This is a genomic window from Flavobacterium sp. (genome assembly GCF_044369455.1).
In the GTDB taxonomy this organism is placed as follows: domain Bacteria; phylum Bacteroidota; class Bacteroidia; order Flavobacteriales; family Flavobacteriaceae; genus Flavobacterium.
The window spans coordinates 172,753-192,118 of record NZ_JBIPLW010000003.1 but is presented as its reverse complement, the minus strand read 5'-3'; the positions used below and the strand labels follow the sequence as shown (position 1 = coordinate 192,118).

The 19,366-nt window shown below is 36.1% G+C and carries 9 protein-coding genes; 1 reads left to right on the top strand and 8 read right to left on the bottom strand.

Annotation, left to right across the window (positions count from 1 at the left end; all coding sequences use genetic code 11):
* Positions 1–5: 5 nt before the first annotated feature.
* Entirely contained in the window at positions 6–1,211 is a 1,206-nt protein-coding gene (lysA, locus tag ACIQ2L_RS04705) for a diaminopimelate decarboxylase (RefSeq protein ID WP_396156912.1), read from the top strand.
* 129 nt (positions 1,212–1,340) lie between these two features.
* Here lysA and pafA read toward each other — a convergent pair whose 3' ends face one another.
* From pafA to ACIQ2L_RS04665, 8 genes are all read right to left on the bottom strand, one after another.
* The gene (pafA, locus tag ACIQ2L_RS04700) at positions 1,341–2,954 is read right to left on the bottom strand and encodes an alkaline phosphatase PafA (RefSeq protein WP_396156910.1); all 1,614 of its coding nucleotides are present in this window, start codon (positions 2,952–2,954) and stop codon (positions 1,341–1,343) included.
* A gap of 124 nt (positions 2,955–3,078) precedes the next feature.
* The gene (locus ACIQ2L_RS04695; RefSeq protein ID WP_396156908.1) at positions 3,079–4,962 is read right to left on the bottom strand and encodes an OmpA family protein; all 1,884 of its coding nucleotides are present in this window, start codon (positions 4,960–4,962) and stop codon (positions 3,079–3,081) included.
* Positions 4,963–4,969: 7 nt separating this feature from the next.
* Positions 4,970–5,926: a type IX secretion system membrane protein PorP/SprF gene (locus ACIQ2L_RS04690; RefSeq protein WP_396156906.1), complete on the bottom strand. Its 957-nt coding sequence runs from the start codon at positions 5,924–5,926 to the stop codon at positions 4,970–4,972.
* A gap of 19 nt (positions 5,927–5,945) precedes the next feature.
* Positions 5,946–14,318: a gliding motility-associated C-terminal domain-containing protein gene (locus ACIQ2L_RS04685; protein WP_396156904.1), complete on the bottom strand. Its 8,373-nt coding sequence runs from the start codon at positions 14,316–14,318 to the stop codon at positions 5,946–5,948.
* A 367-nt stretch (positions 14,319–14,685) separates the two neighbouring features.
* Entirely contained in the window at positions 14,686–15,630 is a 945-nt protein-coding gene (locus ACIQ2L_RS04680; protein ID WP_396156902.1) for an NAD(P)H-dependent flavin oxidoreductase, read from the bottom strand.
* On the bottom strand, positions 15,630–17,237 hold the full coding sequence (locus ACIQ2L_RS04675) for a S8 family serine peptidase (protein WP_396156900.1): 1,608 nt from the start codon (positions 17,235–17,237) through the stop codon (positions 15,630–15,632). The genes ACIQ2L_RS04680 and ACIQ2L_RS04675 overlap by 1 nt, the downstream gene beginning before the upstream one ends.
* Positions 17,238–17,262: 25 nt before the next feature.
* Positions 17,263–18,450, bottom strand: a complete 1,188-nt coding sequence (mnmA, locus tag ACIQ2L_RS04670; protein WP_396156898.1) for a tRNA 2-thiouridine(34) synthase MnmA — start codon at positions 18,448–18,450, stop codon at positions 17,263–17,265.
* 94 nt (positions 18,451–18,544) lie between these two features.
* A complete protein-coding gene (locus tag ACIQ2L_RS04665) occupies positions 18,545–19,324 on the bottom strand; it encodes a toxin-antitoxin system YwqK family antitoxin (RefSeq protein WP_396156896.1) in 780 nt (259 codons plus the stop codon).
* Positions 19,325–19,366 lie beyond the last annotated feature (42 nt).

The following is a 19,366-nucleotide window of genomic DNA, read 5'->3' as shown; positions in this document are numbered from 1 at the left end:
ATACCATGCAACCCAAAGATTTACTTAACCTAGCTGAAACCTTCGGGAATCCATTATATGTCTATGACGCTGATACAATTGCGTTTCAATTCCAACGCTTAACGAATGCTTTTTCTAAGGTAGAAAAGTTACGCATCAATTATGCGATGAAAGCGTTGTCTAATATTTCTATTCTAAAATTGCTAAAAAGTTTAGGTTCCGGATTAGATACCGTTTCTATACAGGAAGTGCAATTGGGTTTGCATGCTGGTTTTACTCCAGATAAAATAATATTTACTCCCAACGGCGTTTCGTTTGAAGAAATTGAAGAAGTGGCTAAAATGGGGGTTCAAATTAATATTGATAACCTTTCGATTTTAGAACATTTTGGTGCTAAATATCCCAAAGTTCCTGTTTGTATTCGCATCAATCCGCATGTGATGGCTGGCGGGAATGAGAATATTTCGGTTGGACATATCGATAGTAAATTTGGGATTTCTATTTATCAAATTCCACATGTGTTGCGTATTGTTGAGAATACCAAAATGAACATCAACGGCATTCACATGCATACGGGTTCTGATATTTTAGATATTGAAGTGTTTTTGTATGCTTCGGAAATACTGTTTGATGCTGCTAAACAATTCAAAGATTTAGAGTTTCTTGATTTTGGTTCTGGATTTAAAGTTCCTTATAAAAAAGGCGATATTGAAACCAACATTGAAGAATTAGGTAAAAAACTCTCCAAACGTTTCTTGGCATTCGAAAAAGAATATGGTCGAGAACTTACTTTGGCATTTGAACCAGGTAAATTTTTGGTAAGTGAAGCGGGGTATTTTTTAGCCAAAGTGAATGTGGTGAAACAAACCACATCTACTGTTTTTGCTGGTATCAATAGTGGGTTTAATCATTTAATTCGTCCCATGTTTTATGGATCACAACATCAAATAGAAAACATTTCTAACCCAAAAGGCAAAGAGCGTTTTTATACTGTAGTTGGTTACATTTGTGAAACGGATACGTTTGCCAATAATCGTAGAATTGCCGAAATCCATGAAGGCGACACACTTTGTTTTAAAAATGCTGGTGCGTATTGCTTCTCTATGGCATCCAACTATAATTCGCGTTACAAACCTGCAGAAGTATTGTGGAAAGATGGAAAAGGCCATTTAATTCGCGAGCGCGAAACTTTTGATGATTTACTTCAAAATCAGATTTTGATTGATGTATAAAACAACCTTTAAAGTTGTGATACTGATGAAGTAATCATCTGATTAATAACAAAGCAAAAGTATTTTAAAATAATTATGAGATTCCTCTCTCGCCTAAAAAGTCGAGACGGAATGACAAAAATGAAAAAATTATTTATTCAAAATCTCTGTCAAAACCTCAGATTCCGTTCCGTTGGGTTGGGTAATTTTTAGTAACTGAGATAAAGTTGGAGCAATTTGCGTAATTACTTTTCTATCATGACTTTCGCCTTTTTTGATATTCCAACCATAAAATAGTAATGGCACATGCGTATCGTAGCTATAGGTAGTTCCGTGAGACGTTCCTGTTGGACCGTATTCTATATAACCTGGTTTATCTAACACAATCATATCACCATTTTGGGTGACATCATAGCCTTTAGCAATACAATTTAGATGATAGTCAGCTCCAGAATTGGCAAGAATTTCTTCCTCTGTATATACTCTTTTTACATAATTCTGTGTCATTAAGAAATCTTTAAAAGCCTGCTTAACTTTTACCAAATCTAAATTTTTCGTCTTTATTTTTTCTTTGTCAAAATAGAGATTAAAACCACCATAATCTAAAACCAAGTCTTCTCCAAAAGCATCCGTTGAGAATTTTTTTAGATTCTTAGTTGCCTCTTTACCTTCTATATTGGTTACTTCGTATTTATTGTCCTTAAGATATCGGGCGTTTTCAGCACCCGCATGATCTGCAGTTAAGAAAACCAAATAATTTCCTTTGCCAACGTTTTTATCTAAATAGAGTAAGAAATCAGCAATCGTTACATCCAAACGCAAATAGGTGTCTTGTAACTCTATAGAACGAGGTCCAAGAATATGGCCTACATAATCGGTAGAAGAAAAACTTAAAGCAAGGAAATCGGTATCAGTATCTTTTCCAAGCGACTCTTTTTCGATCGCTAATTTGGCAAAATCTGCTACATAGTCATTTCCAAAAGGTGTTGTGCGTAAAACTCCAGCATCATTTTTATCATACATTGCTTTCAAGTCATAGGGAAAAACAGGTTTGTCCACTTTATATAATTTCCCTTCATACGGATTATCATCAGACATACTTTCATCATAAGTTGTCGAAGGTTTAAATAAATTCCATCCTTGATTAATATAATTCATATATCCTTTCTTGGCATTGAAATCATTTACCCAATCAGGTAAAGCAGCAGCATAAAACGTACTCGAAATAAAGTTTCCTGTTTTGCTATACCAAAATGCCCAATTAGCAAAATGGCCAGCGGGCAAAATAGCGCCTCTATCTTTAATACTGATGCCAATAACTTTTCCTTTAAAATTGGTTGACAATCTTAGTTCATCTGTAATGGTTGTAGTTTGCAAGTTTTTAGGTGACATTTCGCCTTCGGTTTTACTACTTTCCCCCAAAGCTTTTACTGAGGCATCATCGGTGCAATAGACTTCTTTACCTAAGGTTCTGCTGAACCATTCATTGCTTACAATTCCGTGCATTGATGGCGTTGTTCCAGTATATATTGAGGCATGTCCTGGTGCAGTGTAAGTCGGCATAAAATTATAATGCATATTATAAAAAGTATAACCATCGTTTATCAATCGTTTAAAACCATTTTCCGAAAAATCATTTTGAAATCGATAGAGGTATTCCATTTTCATTTGATCTACTACAATACCGACAACTAGCTTTGGGCGTTGTTGAGCTGAAACTGTTAAAATGTAAAACAAGAAAACAAATGGAAGAAATTTTTTCATACGGAATAGAATATATACAAAAATAGAGGTTAAAAGTGAATTATAGCAAAAAAAATGCACACTAAAATTCGGTGTGCATTCTTCCAAAATTCAAAATCTAACAAAACAACAATCTAACTAACTTTTATTTTAAAATCATAAAGGTACATCTCCTATTTATGGAATGTTCTGCTGATGTACAATCATTATTTGGACAAATAATCAAAAGCTTCGTTTCTCCATAACCAATAGCGCGTAATCTTTTTCTATCGATTCCATTTTGCACCAAATAGTCTAAAGCAGCAGCGGCTCTTTTATTCGAAAGCCTTAAATTATACATATCTGAGGCTCGTGAATCGGTATGAGCGCCAATTTCGATTTCCATGTATGGATACTTTTTGAGGATGCCTAACAGTACATTTAATACTTGGGCAGCTTGTGGTTTGATATCCCATTTATTCAAGTCGAAGTAAATATTTTCAAGTTCGATTAGTACGGAACCGTCTGGCTGTTTATTAATAATGTCTTCTGCATCATAATACGATTCAACTTTCATCTGTAAGTCTATGTAAACTTTTCCTTTTTGGCTAGTATCAAATGTAGCTTCAGCTGGAATATAAAAATCTTTGAAAGCCATGATTTTATATTTCTTATTTGGCTCTATATTGAATGTAAAAGTACCGTCTTTACCAACAACAACTTCTTCTAGTAGATTTCCTGCTTCATCATATAATTTTACGGTAGAACCAGGTAAGAGTTGCATTGATTTCATATCTCGAACTTCACCTTCAACCAAATATTGCAATTTATTATCCTCTCTTATGAAAGTATAGAGATTATCATCACCAGTTCTGTTGGAGGCAAAATATCCTTGATCCTTTATCTCGTCTAAAATAAAATTAAAATCATCCATTTCGCTATTAATCGTTGATCCTAAATTCCGTGGTTTATCAAATTCGGCATCACTAATTTTCAAACTCATGAAAACATCTAAGTTACCATTTCCTTGATGCCCGTCTGAAGCAAAATATAGTGTTCCGTCTGCGGTTATAAAGGGAAATTGCTCTCTTTGATTTGTATTGATTGTTTCTCCTAAATTTCTTGGTTGACTATACGTTCCATCATCATTTACATCTACAACATAGATATCAAACGAACCTAATGTACCAGGCATGTCACTCGAAAAATAAAGTTTCTTACCGTCTTTAGTTAAAAACGGATGCTGTACACAATAGGTATCACTTGAAAAAGGTACCATTGTTACATTTGCCCATTTTCCATTTACTAATTCCGCTTTATAAATTTTAACCATTGCCACTTTTTCTTCACCAACTTTAATCTGTTTTTCGCCAGTTCTATTGAAATACATGGTTTTTAAATCGGCACTAAACGTAGCATTACTTTCGTGTTTTTTGGTGTTTATAACATCAGAAAACGGTTCTACTTTCACAAGTTGCCCTTCTGTGTTTACAAATGCTGAAAACAAGTCGAGATAGGGTCTGTCATTCCAACCATATGCGTTCTCTACACCATTTCTAACCGACGCAAACACTACTTTATCGCCATAGAATGAGATTCCGAAATCGCCATTAGTCTTATTTTTTGACATCATTTGTAACTTAAAACTATTAGGTATGTTTCGGGTTACATTTTTCATGAATTTAGTTGTACTTTGCTCATAACCTATATATTCTGTCATTAAAGCATCCCCTTTTTCAAAATCTTTAGTTCCTTTTAAAGCATTAGCGTATCTGAAGAAAACCTCTTTTTTGACGCTGTCTTTAAAGGTAAAAAACAATTGTCCGTATGCGCGAACTGCATTATTCATTTGGAAATTGTAATAATAACAATCTCCAAGATTTTGCAAATTTTGTTTTGTTTGAGGTAATTGCTCATAAGCCTCTGCTGCCTTTACATAAGACCTGCTTTCAAACAATGAATTGGCTTGTTTAACACTAACTTTCTTTTGGGCAAAAAGAGTGGTGATACTGCAAAAAACAAAAAGTATGTAGTATAATTTTTTCATCATTTTCATTTTAAAAGAATCGTGGTGATTTATCATATCCTTTACCAGAAGAAAGTTTACTTAAATCTAAATCAAACAATAAAAAGACTTCATGTGAACCCGAATTAAAGGCACTCAAATTCGTTAATGTATAGTCATAAGAATATCCGATTCTAAGTGTTGGCGTCACATAAAAACTAGCTAATCCACTAAAAGAATCTCCCATTCTATAACCTGCTCCTATTTCAAACTTATTATTGATTAAAGTATTCATGGTTAAATCTATCGACACCGGAGCTCCTTCAACACCTTTTGCCATGAAAGCAGGTTTTAATTTGAAGTTGTCATTTCCGTTAAACGTAAACACATAACCACCGGTAAGGAAAAAATGAACCGCTTCTACGCCACTACCCGGACGTCCGTTTATAGTTTCAATATGTCTTGAGGTCATTAAATTGGGAGCTGAAAAACCAGCATAATAATTTGATCCAAATAAATACATACCAGCTCCAATGTTAGGAAAAGCTTGGCTAATATTATTTTGAAATGCTGGATCTGGTACTGGATCTGTTAATTGAAATCCGCTAAAATTGGTATCAAATAAAGTAACTCCAGCTTTTATACCAAAAGACAACTTGGTACTTTCACTTAAAGGCAAAACATAAGCAAAATCAGCAAAAATATTGTTTTCTTTCACTACATCACCAATTTCATCATGCACAACGGAAATTCCAATTTCTACTCTTTTTGATAGCGGCTTATGCGCAAAAAAGGATTGAGTCGTTGGTGCTCCTTTTATACCAACCCATTGGGCACGATATAAACCACCGATGTTAATTACATCAGCATTATCTGTTGCATATGCTGGATTCATTACACTCATATTATACATATAATGAGTAAACTGTGGATCTTGTTGTGCTCGTAATTTTGAAGTCAAAAAAACCACAAGCAGTACCAGAAAGTATTTAATTATTTTATGTTTCATAGTTGCACTCATTTCTGCATTATCTGTTAAGATATACTCTACCTTGAATTGCTTTTTTAATTCCGTCATTGAAATCTAGAATGTAAAAATAAACGCCTGTTGATAGTATTTTGTCTCCTAAATTAAATCCTCCTACATCTGTAGTTCCATCCCAATTTGGCAAATTTCTGTTGCCTTTATAAACTATATTTCCATATCGATTATAGATTTCTAGTTTAAAATTTGGATATAATAAAGCAAGGTTTGGAATTTCGAAAGTATCATTGATTCCATCATTATTTGGAGAGAATCCATCTGGAATGATAACATCACAAATCGTTAAATCAACAGTAACCGGAAGACGTTGGCTTTCACAACCATTTGCGGAAACTACAGCCCCAAAGTATGTTGTTCCATTTATTAATACCTCAGATGGACTGTATGCTGTTCCTCCTGTCAAAGCATTATACCAAATAACATTCGGAGTTCCAACAATATTTGCTGATAAGTCGGCAACAGTTGGAGCAGGAACATCCAATCCACAGAAAAGATTTCCTTGCTCTATTAAGACTGGAGTTGGCAATGCAGCAACAGTGACAGTAGCTGTTGGAAAAGAAGTGCCACTAATTCCGCATGTCGTAGCAGTAAATGTCAAATCATTTATAGTTATTGTGGTAGCTCCATTGTTTAAAATAGTTGTTCCTGGAATAGTAAATGTTGCAGTTCCTCCTGTAAAGGTTACCGAAATTGTATCGGTACCACTATTTGCACCAGATAAAATATAGGTAATTGAATACGTTCCATTAGGTAAGCTATTGGCACCAGAGATAGTTACATCGCTTCCAAAATTCACACAGGTTGTTTGTGCCGAAACCGTTGCACCAGTGGTATTTGGAATAGCATCAACAGTGAAATTAGCAGTTGCATTTTCATTCGAATTAGTACAACCAGTAGCCGCCACTATTCCTGTAACGGTTAGCGTATAGTTTCCAGCAGTGGTGAAAGTTGCAGCGGGTATTGTAAATTGTCCTGCTCCTGCAGTTATAGTAACATTTCCTGAATTTCCAGTTACTGGTGTTGCTCCCGGAATGGAATAATTAAATTGATACACTCCGTCAGGAAGATTGGTTGCGGCCGCAATATCTACTACTACATTATTTCCAATACAAACAGTAGCAATAGTTAGGTTTGAGCTATCGATATCTGCAATTGGCCTGATTATTATTTGCGCCGTAACATTGGTTAACAAATTGGTACAAGTGGTTGCGTTATTTACAATACTTGTAAACGAAATTATCGTAGGTCCTACATTCGGAATTGAGACTGCTGGAATAGTAAAACTTCCGATACCAGCAGCAATGGTTACAATGACTGATTGATTTAGTAAGGTATTACTTCCGCTTAAATCATAATTTAAGGTATAAGTCCCATCTACTAAACCGTTAAAACTTACAACTGCATTTGAACCAATACATGTTGGTGAGGTAGTAATATTAAATGTTGACAATTGTGGACTTGCTAAAACGGTAAATTGAACTACTTCGGTATCCGTTCCACACGAATTGGCAACGGTATACGTATAGCTATAGGTTCCTGCTGCAAAATTTATAATATTTAAAGGAGATGTTACAGCTTGTCCATTACTATCTGTCCATGCTCCTCCAGCATCTTGACCAATTAAAAGCAAGGCCAAATCAAGAACTCCTATTGAAGAACAATATGACGGCACTGGTGTAACTGCGGCTCCCGCTGTTAGCGGAGCAACAACATTAAAAGTAATATTCGCATCTTCACTAGTGTTTGAACAACCCGAAGTTGTAGTAATTCCATTTATCGTTAGCGTATAACTTCCAACTAATGCAAAAACGGAAGCAAGTATGGTAAATTGACCTACTCCACCAGTAATGGTTATATCTCCAGAGTTTCCTGTTGTTGGAGTTCCGGTAGGAATTGTATAGGCAAATTGATAAATTCCATCCGGAAGATTCGTTGCATTTGTAATTAAAACTGTTGCATTTGAACCTAAACAAACTGATGAAACCGCTATGTTTGCATTATCAATTTGAACTATTGGATTTACAGTAATCGTTGCAATAATATTAACTAAAGTGACTTGACACGTTGAAGCGGTATCTTGAATTGTATTGAATGTAATCGTGGTTGTTCCAGTATTAGGAATACTTGCGGTTGGAATTGTAAAACTACCGGTACCACCTGAAATAGTTAGTGTAATTGTTTGATTGGCCAATGTATTGCTTCCACTTAAACTATAATTTATAGAATAAGTTCCATCTGTCATTCCAGAAAGATTAACTACAGCATCTAACCCTACACAAACTGATGTATTAGCAATATTTGAAGTAATTAAAACTGGATTTGGTAATATAATAAACTGAACATCCTCTGTATCTGTTCCGCATGCATTAGTAACTGAATAAGTATAAGTATAAGTACCCGCAGCAAACGAACTAATATCAATTGGTGATGATGTAGACCATGTCCCTCCTAAATCTTGTCCTGTCAACAAAGTATTCAAATCTATAGTTCCAACTGAGGTACAAACCGATGGAGGCGAAATTGCTGTACCAGCAGTTAAAGGAGCAAATACTCCGAATGTAATATTGGCGTCTTGACTAGTGTTTGAGCATCCTGAGATAGTAGAGATACCACTAATAGTTATAGTATAATTGCCAACTGCTGCAAAAACAGATGCTGGCACCGTAAATTGACCAACTCCACCTGTAATCGTAACATCTCCAGAATTACCCGTTGCTGGAGTTCCTCCCGGTATTGAATAATTAAATTGATAAACACCATCTGGAAGATTGATAGCATTAGTTATTTCTACAACAGCATTTGATCCAAAACATATAGAAGATACTGCAATATTTGTGTTATTGATTTGAACTAACGGATTTACAGTGATGGTTGCTATAATATCAACCAAAGTCACTTGACAAGTCGTACTTGTATCCTGAATAGTATTGAAAGCAATTGTCGTTGATCCTGTATTGGGAAGACTAGCCGATGGAATTGTAAAACTACCTATTCCGCCTGAAATAGTAATTGTAGTTGTTTGATTGGCCAATGTATTGCTTCCACTTAAATTATAATTTATAGAATAAGTTCCATCTGTCATTCCAGAAAGATTAACTACAGCGTCTGACCCTACACAAACTGATGTATTAGCAATATTTGAGGTAGTTAAAACTGGATTTGGCAGTACGATAAATTGAACATCCTCAGAATCGGTTCCGCATGAATTAGTAACAGAATACGTATATGTATAAGTACCTGCTGAAAAACCACCAATATCGATAGGAGATGGTGACGACCAAGTTCCTCCAGCATCTTGCCCTGTCAATAAAGTATTCAAATCTATAGCTCCAAATGAAGTACAAACGGATGGAGGCGGTATAGCTGTACCAGTATTAGGTAATGGATTTACTATTACCGTTACGATAGCTTCATCCGTCAAACAAGGAGAAACTCCACCACTAACAGTATAGGTGAAATTATAAGAACCTGGCAGAACCAATGAAGGATTAAAAAATGTTCCTGATAAAGCTCCTGTTGCATTATCATCACTAAATGTTCCAGAACCCTGCGTTCCGTCCAATCCATTCAATAAATTTAAATTTGTTGTATTGACACATGTCGTTAAAGTTCCATCAATACCTGCATTTGGTGATTGTACTACCGTAATAGTTACTGTTGCAGAATCAGGAGTACACCCAAAACCACCAAAAACAGTATACGTAAATACATCAGAAACACCAACAGCTGGATTAAATATATTTGATACTGTAACGTTAGAAGAATTTGTCCAAACACCACCTGCTTGAGGTGTTCCGCTTAACAATGTAAATAAATTAACTGGAGCATCATTGGAACAAATTATTGGTGGTGTTGTACTTGTTCCTGCATCTGGAACAGGAGATATTGAAACAGTAATAACAGCTTGATCATTCGAACAAGGTAAAGTTCCCGTTAAGGTGTATGTATAATTTCCGATTGGGTCAACTGCCGGATTGAAAATGCCTGAGACTACTACATTTGATGGATTAGTCCAAACTCCACCTGATTGGGCAGAAGTTCCTAATTGTTGAAATAAATCATAAGGTGCTACATTTCCACATATTGAAAATGGGCCAGAAACTCCAGCTTCTGGACCCAATGCTATTGAAACTGTTATTTGAGCCACATCATCAACACAAGGTGCAATTCCTAAAACTGTGTAGGTATAAACTCCGTCAACAGCTGTAGCTGGATTCAAAATATTAGTAACTATTGCATTTGATGGATCTCTCCAAACCCCACCTGTTTGAGCATTAGCTCCGAGCAAAGGAAACATATCTACTGGATCCTGATTTGAACAGATAGGTAAGTTCGCATCATTTCCTGCATTTGGTACAGGTCTTACCGTTAATATTACCGTTTCTATGAGTGCTTTGGTACAAATCGAACTTCCTGCAGTGGTTACACTTACTAAGGTTACGGTCGTGTTTACAGCATAAGTTCCCGGTACTGTTGCCGTTCCTGCTGAGTCTAATGTGATGGTTTGATTCGCTCCGCCGTTTATTGAATACGTTACCGTGGCATTGGCCGTTCCTGTAAATGTGAGTACTGAATTTCCGTTGGCACAAATAGTGGTGGGACTAAAACTCGCACTTGCCGTTGGGTCGATTACCGTTAAGGTAACTGTTTGTGTTAGTGCTTTGGTACAACTCGGACTTCCTGCTGTGGTAACGCTTACTAAGGTTACTGTCGTGTTTACAGTATAGGTTCCTAGTAATTCAGCTGTTCCTGCTGCGTTTAGTACAATGGTTTGATTCGCGCCGCCGTTTATTGAATACGTTACCGTGGCATTGGCTGTTCCTGTAAATGTGAGTGTTGAATTTCCGTTGGCACAAATAGTGGTGGGACTAAAACTCGCACTTGCCGTTGGGTCGATTACCGTTAAGGTAACTGTTTCTGTTAGTGCTTTGGTACAAATCGGACTTCCTGCTGTGGTTACACTTACTAAAGTTACGGTCGTGCTTACAGTATAGGTTCCCAGTAATTCAGCTGTTCCTGAAGCGTTTAGTACAATGGTTTGATTCGCTCCGCCGTTTATTGAATACGCTACCGTGGCATTGGCCGTTCCTGTAAATATGAGTGTTGAATTTCCGTTGGCACAAATAGTGGTGGGACTAAAACTCGCACTTGCCGTTGGGTCGATTACCGTTAAGGTAACTGTATCTGTGAGTGCTTTGGTACAACTCGGACTTCCTGCTGTGGTTACACTTATTAAAGTTACGGTTGTGTTTACAGTATAGGTTCCTAGCAATTCAGCTGTTCCTGCTGCGTTTAGTACTATGGTTTGATTCGCTCCGCCGTTTATTGAATAAGTTACCGTGGCATTGGCTGTTCCTGTAAATGTGAGTGTTGAATTTCCGTTGGCACAAATAGTGGTGGGACTAAAACTCGCACTTGCCGTTGGGTCGATTACCGTTAAAGTAACCGTTTGCGTGAGTGCTTTGGTACAACTCGGACTCCCTGCTGTGGTTACACTTACTAAAGTTACGGTCGTGCTTACAGTATAGGTTCCTAGTAATTCAGCTGTTCCTGAGGCGTTTAGTACAATGGTTTGATTCGCTCCGCCGTTTATTGAATAGGTTACCGTGGCATTGGCCGTTCCTGTAAATGTGAGTGTTGAATTTCCGTTGGCACAAATAGTGGTGGGACTAAAACTCGCACTTGCCGTTGGGTCGATTACCGTTAAGGTAACCGTTTCTGTGAGTGCTTTGGTACAAATCGGACTTCCTGCTGTGGTTACACTTACTAAAGTTACGGTTGTGTTTACAGCATAAGTTCCCGGTACTGCTGCCGTTCCTGCTGCGTTTAGTACTATGGTTTGATTCGCTCCGCCGTTTATTGAATAGGTTACCGTGGCATTGGCCGTTCCTGTAAATGTGAGTGTTGAATTTCCGTTGGCACAAATAGTGGTTGGACTAAAACTAGCACTTGCCGTTGGGTCGATTACCGTTAAGGTAACTGTTTGTGTCAGTGCTTTGGTACAGCTTGGACTTCCTGCTGTGGTAACGCTTACTAAGGTTATGGTCGTGTTGACAGTATAGGTTCCCGGAACTGTTGCGGTTCCTGTTGCGTTTAATACAATGGTTTGGTTTGCTCCACCGTTTATAGAATACGTTACCGTAGCATTTGGTGTACCCGTAAAAGTGAGTAACGAATTTCCGTTGGCACAAATGGTGGTGGGACTAAAACTCGCACTTGCCGTTGGGTCGATTACCGTTAAGGTAACTGTTTCTGTTAGTGCTTTGGTACAACTCGGACTTCCTGCTGTGGTTACACTTACTAAGGTTACGGTTGTGTTTACAGCATAAGTTCCCGGAACTGTTGCTGTTCCTGAGGCGTTTAGTACTATGGTTTGATTCGCTCCGCCGTTTATGGAATACGCTACCGTGGCATTGGCCGTTCCTGTAAATGTGAGTAACGAATTTCCGTTGGAACAAATAGTGGTGGGACTAAAACTCGCACCTGCTGTTGGGTCGATTACCGTTAAGGTAACCGTTTCTGTTAGTGCTTTGGTACAAATCGGATTTCCTGCTGTGGTTACACTTACTAAAGTTACAGTCGTGTTGACAGTATAGGTTCCTAGTAATTCAGCTGTTCCTGCTGCGTTTAGTACTATGGTTTGATTCGCTCCGCCGTTTATTGAATACGTTACCGTGGCATTGGCTGTTCCTGTAAATGTGAGTGTTGAATTTCCGTTGGCACAAATAGTGGTGGGACTAAAACTCGCACTTGCCGTTGGGTCAATTACCGTTAAGGTAACCGTTTGCGTGAGTGCTTTGGTACAACTCGGACTTCCTGCTGTGGTAACGCTTACTAAGGTTACTGTCGTGTTTACAGTATAGGTTCCTAGTAATTCAGCTGTTCCTGCTGCGTTTAGTACTATGGTTTGATTCGCTCCGCCGTTTATTGAATACGTTACCGTGGCATTGGCCGTTCCTGTAAATGTGAGTGTTGAATTTCCATTGGCACAAATAGTGGTTGGACTAAAACTCGCACTTGCCGTTGGGTCGATTACCGTTAAGATTGCACTACTTATTTGGGTATTTACACAACTAGGAATAGTTGCACTCTCTACACTAACGACATTAATTGTTGTATTCACTGTATAAGTATTGGATACTGTTGCAATACCTAAGCTATTTAATACTATTGTTTGATTTGAACCACCATTGATATTATATGTTACTGTTGCATTTGGTGTGCCAGTAAAAGTTAACGCTGATGAAGTTCCAGAACATATTGTTGTTGGATTTAGAGAAACAACAACAGAAGGTAATGGTAAAACTGTGATAGTTACAGTTGAAACATCTGTTACACAAAAAGCAGAAGAAACTGTATATGTAAAGACGTATGGACTTCCAGCTAATGTCATACTAGAAACATTTAATGTTCCTTGATATCCATTTGTTGTTGCAATTGGACCTGACCAAACTCCTGTGATATCAGGCGAACCTCCTAATAAACCAAACAAATCAAATGGAGAGGTTGATGGAATTTCATTTAAACAAATTCCCCTATTACCGTCCGTTCCAGCATCATTTGGTTCATATAAATTTACTAAAACTTCCAATCTGGTACTACTCTCGCATGGTGGATCAACAGTAGTAGCATAATAAGATTGTCCATTTACTAGCAGTGTAGTGGGATCTAATGAAATACCAAAAAAAGGAGTTAAATACCAATTATTAGTACCTGATGCAAGTAAATCAGCTACAGTAGGTGGGGCGCCAGTTACATTACAAAATTCTTGAACCGAACTACCCGAGGGTGTTGGAACAAGTCCAACATTCACAAATAAAGTAAATCTAGAAGTTTCACAACCAGTATTAGGATTGGTTTGACTAATATAATAAATAGTATTGTCTAATAGTGGTGCCGAATTTGAAAGAGCTGTTCCTCCACTGGGAACCGTATACCATCGCAAACCAACACCATTAATTACGAATTGTGGATTGGATGGAGTAGCTAAATTAGCATTAATGACACAAACTCCTTGAAAATTTGCTCCAGTAGGTGCAGAATAAACTGTAACGACAACGCTTTGCCTAGCTCCGCATGTTCCAGTATTGTCATCTGCAAAATAATCTTCACCATTAATTAAACCCGTTGAACTTGAAAGTGGCGTAATTGATGTAGCTGTATCATACCATCTTATTCCACCTCCAGTATTTGTAGCTACTAAACTAGCTATTGTAGGTGTTTGGGTGTCGCAAAAAGTTTGAATAGGATTTGAAACTGTGGGGCATTGAGAATATATAGCTTCATTATATCCAAAAAGAGATACCAATAAAATAATATAAGTGTAGTAGTTTTTAATAATAGTAGTAATCCTCATAAGCAATTCGGTTTTGAACAATTCTTTGCATTTTGACAGAATACGCTATATCATATATTAAGTGTAAAAACAACTCATGTTTTGAAAGTATCCACCAAAGCAAAAAAAGCTTCCACTATATTACTCAATATAATACTCATACCATTTGACTTATTGAAATGTTATAAACAAAATAATCAACATTATCAACAAAAACATATCGGCATACAAACGATAGATATCATAATTTATATATAGTTTTAAGAAAAATTAAGGACTATTTTAAAAGTTATTAATATTTATTTTTTAATAAAAAAATAAAAAAATGTTAATAAGTTTAAGCCGAAACATAAACCTATTAACATTTGTTTAAAAAATTTCTATGCTTTTAAAATTTAATCTTTTGCATTTCTTTTAATGTATATTCTGCTTCTGAAATAACCTCATCAATTATCTCTTTTACCGATTTAATTTCGTGAATTAATCCAGCTATTTGACCTATTTCTAATTCTCCTTCTACTAAATCGCCTTCAAACATTCCTTTCTTAGCTCTTGCTCTTCCTAATAACGTCTTTAAATCCTCTGTGGTTGGACATTTAGAATATAAATCCTGAAGATCATTATAAAACTTATTTTTTATCAATCGGACCGGAGCCAATTCTTTTAAAGTCAACTGGGTATCACCTTCTTTTACATCTATTATAGTTTTTTTAAAATTCTCATGCGCTGAACTTTCATGAGAAGCTGCAAATCGGGATCCCATTTGAATCCCATCAGCACCTAAAATCATAGCTGCTAACATTCCTTTTCCTGTCGCAATTCCTCCAGCAGCTATTAAGGGAATAGAGATACTTTCTTTTACCATTGGAATTAAAGTTAACGTGGTGGTCTCTTCTCTTCCATTATGACCGCCAGCTTCAAAACCTTCAGCGACTATAGCATCTACCCCTGCTTCTTGTGCTTTCAAAGCAAATTTTGAACTGCTCACAACATGTACTACAATTATTCCTTTTTCTTTTAAATAACTTGTCCATGTTTTAGGGTTTCCAGCGGAAGTGAAAACAATTTTCACTCCTTCTTCTATAATTATTTGTATAATTTCCTCAATGTTTGGATAAAGCATCGGTACATTTACCCCAAAAGGTTTGTCGGTAGCTTTTTTGCATTTTTGAATATGCTCTCGTAAAACATCGGGGTACATTGAACCTGCTCCAATTAAACCTAACCCACCAGCATTACTTACAGCACTTGCTAGTTTATATCCACTATTCCAAATCATTCCTCCTTGAATAATTGGATATTTTACACCAAAAAGTTGGGTTATTTTATTCATTAATTCTTAATAAGTTTTCCTTTTTGAACAAATGAATTGCTTTCAATTTTATAATAATAAATTCCTAAACTTAGGCCGTCAACATAAATTGATGAACTTGAATCAACTTCTTTGTTAAAAATAATTTGTCCAAGACTATTATATATCGAAACATTTGCACTATAAAATCCATTTGGAAATGAAATTGAAAAATAATTTTTAACTGGATTTGGATAAACTAAAAATTTGTCAAATTGATTTTGGTTAGTTGAAAGCAATGCTCTATCCAAAGCATTTTGAAAATCAGGGATTCCGTATCCAAATTGATTTGTTGGATTTGTGAATCTATCCGCCGATTCTTTTACGAAAGTAACCACTTCTTGATTTGTTGCCCAAGGAATTGCCTGCCACAAACTAGCAATAGCACCAGCCATTATTGGACATGAAAAAGACGTTCCACTTGCTGTTACAATAGCGCCTGATGTATTAGATACCACGGAACTCTGCCCTTGTGCCATTACGTCGGGTTTTATTCTACCGTCAAACGAAGGGCCAATGGAACTAAACGTTGCATAAGTTTCATCCGATTTAACGGCACCAACTGTTAACACATTAGTGGCTTCTGCTGGAACACCGATATGAGGTTCCACGGAATTTCCAGAATTACCTGCGCTTGCCACAACAATCATTCCTTTACTAAATGCAATATTTGCTCCTTTTGATGCAAAAGCAGCATCACCTGTCATATCAGAATAGGTATGACTGTAATTTGGATTGTCATAATCAAAATATCCTAATGAAGTTGAAATAATATCTACTCCTAACCTATCAGCTTCTTCTGCAGCTTCTACCCAATAACTTTCTTCAACCGGATTTTCTTCAGCAATATCTTCCGTAATAAACAAATAATATTGCGCATTGGGTGCCGTACCTATTAATTGACCATCAACAAAACCGACCATACATGACAAGGTCATCGTTCCGTGATTATGAGTAGAAAAAACATTTGTATTATTGGCTACATAATTATATCCTCCCAAATACAAATTTGTACTGAACATTCTGTTAAAAGGAAGAATCGTATTTACTTCTGCAAAGCCTGAGTCTAAAACAGCTATTATTTTTCCGCTTCCAGTATAATCTTGTTGGTGCAGTAAATGAGCATTTAGCATCTGAACCTGATTAGCAGAATTCCCATAGGCAAAAGTAGCTTGTACATCCATTTGTTTATTTATAGGGCTAAACAATCGAGGCATCGGCATTCTTGCGTTTAAAGAGTTATCGGCAAATTGAATTCGACTTACAAATTGCAAACTTGTTAATGCTTGAATATTAGCAATAGTCCCACGAATGTGAAGACAGTTCAACCATTTCGATTTGGCCTTGACCAGAATTCCGGGAGATGCTGCTACTTGATCAAAATAAGATTGCTCTATCGGAGCATCACTAGTGTTTAAAAGTATACCTTGTGCAGTTCTTCTATCTAATGCTCTTTGCGTGAGCATAGTTGAAGGATTATCTATAAAAGCTTGTGCATTTGGTTTATCATTAAAATAAACCCAAGCATCTTCTTGTGTATACGCAGAAAACGTAACTAATGAAAAGATAAATAGTATTACTTTTTTCATAGATTTGAGATTTGAAAGCACCAAATTACGAAATTACTCCTGAACCAACTAATTCATCATCAATATTCCAAGCAACAAATTGACCTTGTGTAATCGCAGATTGTGGTTCTTCAAAAGAAACATACAAACCACTTTCAAATTGATACAAAGTCGCTTTTTGTAATGCTTGACGATAGCGAATACGGGCCATTACGTTCATTTGCTCTCCATTTCTTAAAGCTAAATCTTCTCTAATCCAATGAATTTCCGAAGGCTGAACTCGCAATGCTTTTCTAAATAAACCCGGATGATTATGACCTTGACCCGTATAAATAGCATTCAATTTTATATCGGTTGCAATAATAAACAGCGCTTCTTTGGTTCCTCCAACATTCAAACCTTTTCTTTGACCAATCGTAAAATAATGTGCTCCTTGGTGTTTACCCACAACTTTTCCGCTTTCTGGAGAATAAGAAATTGCTTCCGATTCAAAAGCCAATTGCTCTTCTAACGAGCTACATTTTGGCAAATCTTGATGGTAAATTTTATTATCGAATGCTATTTCATAAATCAAACCTTCTTTAGGTTGTAATTGCTGTTGTAAAAAAACGGGTAAACGAACTTTACCAATAAAACACAAACCTTGAGAATCTTTCTTTTCAGCAGTAACTAAATCTAGTTTAGTGGCTATTTCTCGAACTTCAGGCTTGGTTAATTCCCCAATTGGAAATAATGATTGTGATAATTGTTTTTGTGATAATTGACATAGAAAATACGATTGATCCTTATTGCCATCTTTCCCAGCAAGCAATTGATATACTGGTTCACCCTCAACTTGAATTTTGCCTTTTCTACAATAATGCCCAGTCGCCACAAAATCAGCACCAAGAGACAAAGCAATTTTCATGAAGACATCAAACTTAATTTCGCGATTACACAATACGTCTGGATTTGGAGTTCTTCCACTTTCATATTCTTTGAACATATAGTCCACTATTTTTTCTTTGTATTGTTCGCTTAAATCAACTGTTTGGAAAGGAATTCCGAGTTTTTCAGCAACAAGTAATGCGTCGTTACTGTCTTCAAGCCAGGGACATTCATTAGAAATTGTAACTGAATCATCATGCCAGTTTTTCATAAAAAGACCTATGACATCATAGCCTTGCTCTTTTAAAAGATAAGCAGCAACACTTGAATCAACACCTCCAGAAAGTCCAACAACAACTCGTTTCATCAAACAATAAATTTTGCAGCAAAGTTATCGCAAAATCTGAAAAAAATTACAATACATTATCAGTTAAAATAATTTGGTCGTAAGCAAAACTTATTTATCGTCCCATTTTATTTCTGATTTCATTTTCTAAGTCTGGATTTGATTTTTCAGCATCTTTAACTTCAACTCTGACTTCAGACTGATTTGGCATTTTAGGTCTTTTGAAGTTTTTGTTTTCATAGTTCATGTTGACCTCTTTCAATTTACCTTTCTCAAGCATTTTCCAGATGTTTACTTTTTTATCCTTTTTATATATACCTTGAGCGGTAATTTGATTACTTACATTTCTATAAATCGCTTGTCCATCATACTCTCCGTTATTATAGTTAGATTCTTCAAGTACAATTCCATTTTCGGCATAACTTTTATATGTTCCGTTTTTAATTCCGTTTTTATAGGTAGTTTCTTCTGCTATTTCTCCACTTTTATAAAATACTTTTCTAACACCGTTTAATTTTCCGTTTACATATAATTCTAGTGTCATAATCGAAGGTAAATCTTCATGATAGTATTTCCATTCGCCTTCAAACTTTTTGTTAATTAGTTTTCCTTCACTTACTTTATTCTTATTTTGATTATAAAAAATGGTGTAACAAGAATTATCATTAGAGTTAAATTCTCTTGTCGCTATTATGGTCCCAGCTTTAGTATCATCAAAAAATTTAAAAATTCCAACTTCCTTTCCGTGTTCAAAAGTGCCGACATACCTTGTTCGTTTGGATTCTTCATACAGTCCTTTCCAAAGACCGTGCTTTTTCCCTTTTTCATCTAACGTATTATATTCTTGTGAAAAAACAGCAACAGAAATTAATAAACACAATATTATGTATTTCATATCATTCATTTTATAAATCAATATTGGTTGCGAAATTAAACT

Excerpts from the sequence above, each read along its gene's own strand:
- mnmA (WP_396156898.1), bottom strand. The coding sequence starts at position 18,450 with ATGAAACGAGTTGTTGTTGGACTTTCTGGAGGTGTTGATTCAAGTGTT.
- pafA (WP_396156910.1), bottom strand. The coding sequence starts at position 2,954 with ATGAAAAAATTTCTTCCATTTGTTTTCTTGTTTTACATTTTAACAGTT.
- ACIQ2L_RS04685 (WP_396156904.1), bottom strand. The coding sequence starts at position 14,318 with ATGAGGATTACTACTATTATTAAAAACTACTACACTTATATTATTTTA.
- ACIQ2L_RS04695 (WP_396156908.1), bottom strand. The coding sequence starts at position 4,962 with ATGATGAAAAAATTATACTACATACTTTTTGTTTTTTGCAGTATCACC.
- lysA (WP_396156912.1), top strand. The coding sequence starts at position 6 with ATGCAACCCAAAGATTTACTTAACCTAGCTGAAACCTTCGGGAATCCA.
- ACIQ2L_RS04675 (WP_396156900.1), bottom strand. The coding sequence starts at position 17,237 with ATGAAAAAAGTAATACTATTTATCTTTTCATTAGTTACGTTTTCTGCG.
- ACIQ2L_RS04680 (WP_396156902.1), bottom strand. The coding sequence starts at position 15,630 with ATGAATAAAATAACCCAACTTTTTGGTGTAAAATATCCAATTATTCAA.
- ACIQ2L_RS04665 (WP_396156896.1), bottom strand. The coding sequence starts at position 19,324 with ATGAAATACATAATATTGTGTTTATTAATTTCTGTTGCTGTTTTTTCA.
- ACIQ2L_RS04690 (WP_396156906.1), bottom strand. The coding sequence starts at position 5,926 with ATGAAACATAAAATAATTAAATACTTTCTGGTACTGCTTGTGGTTTTT.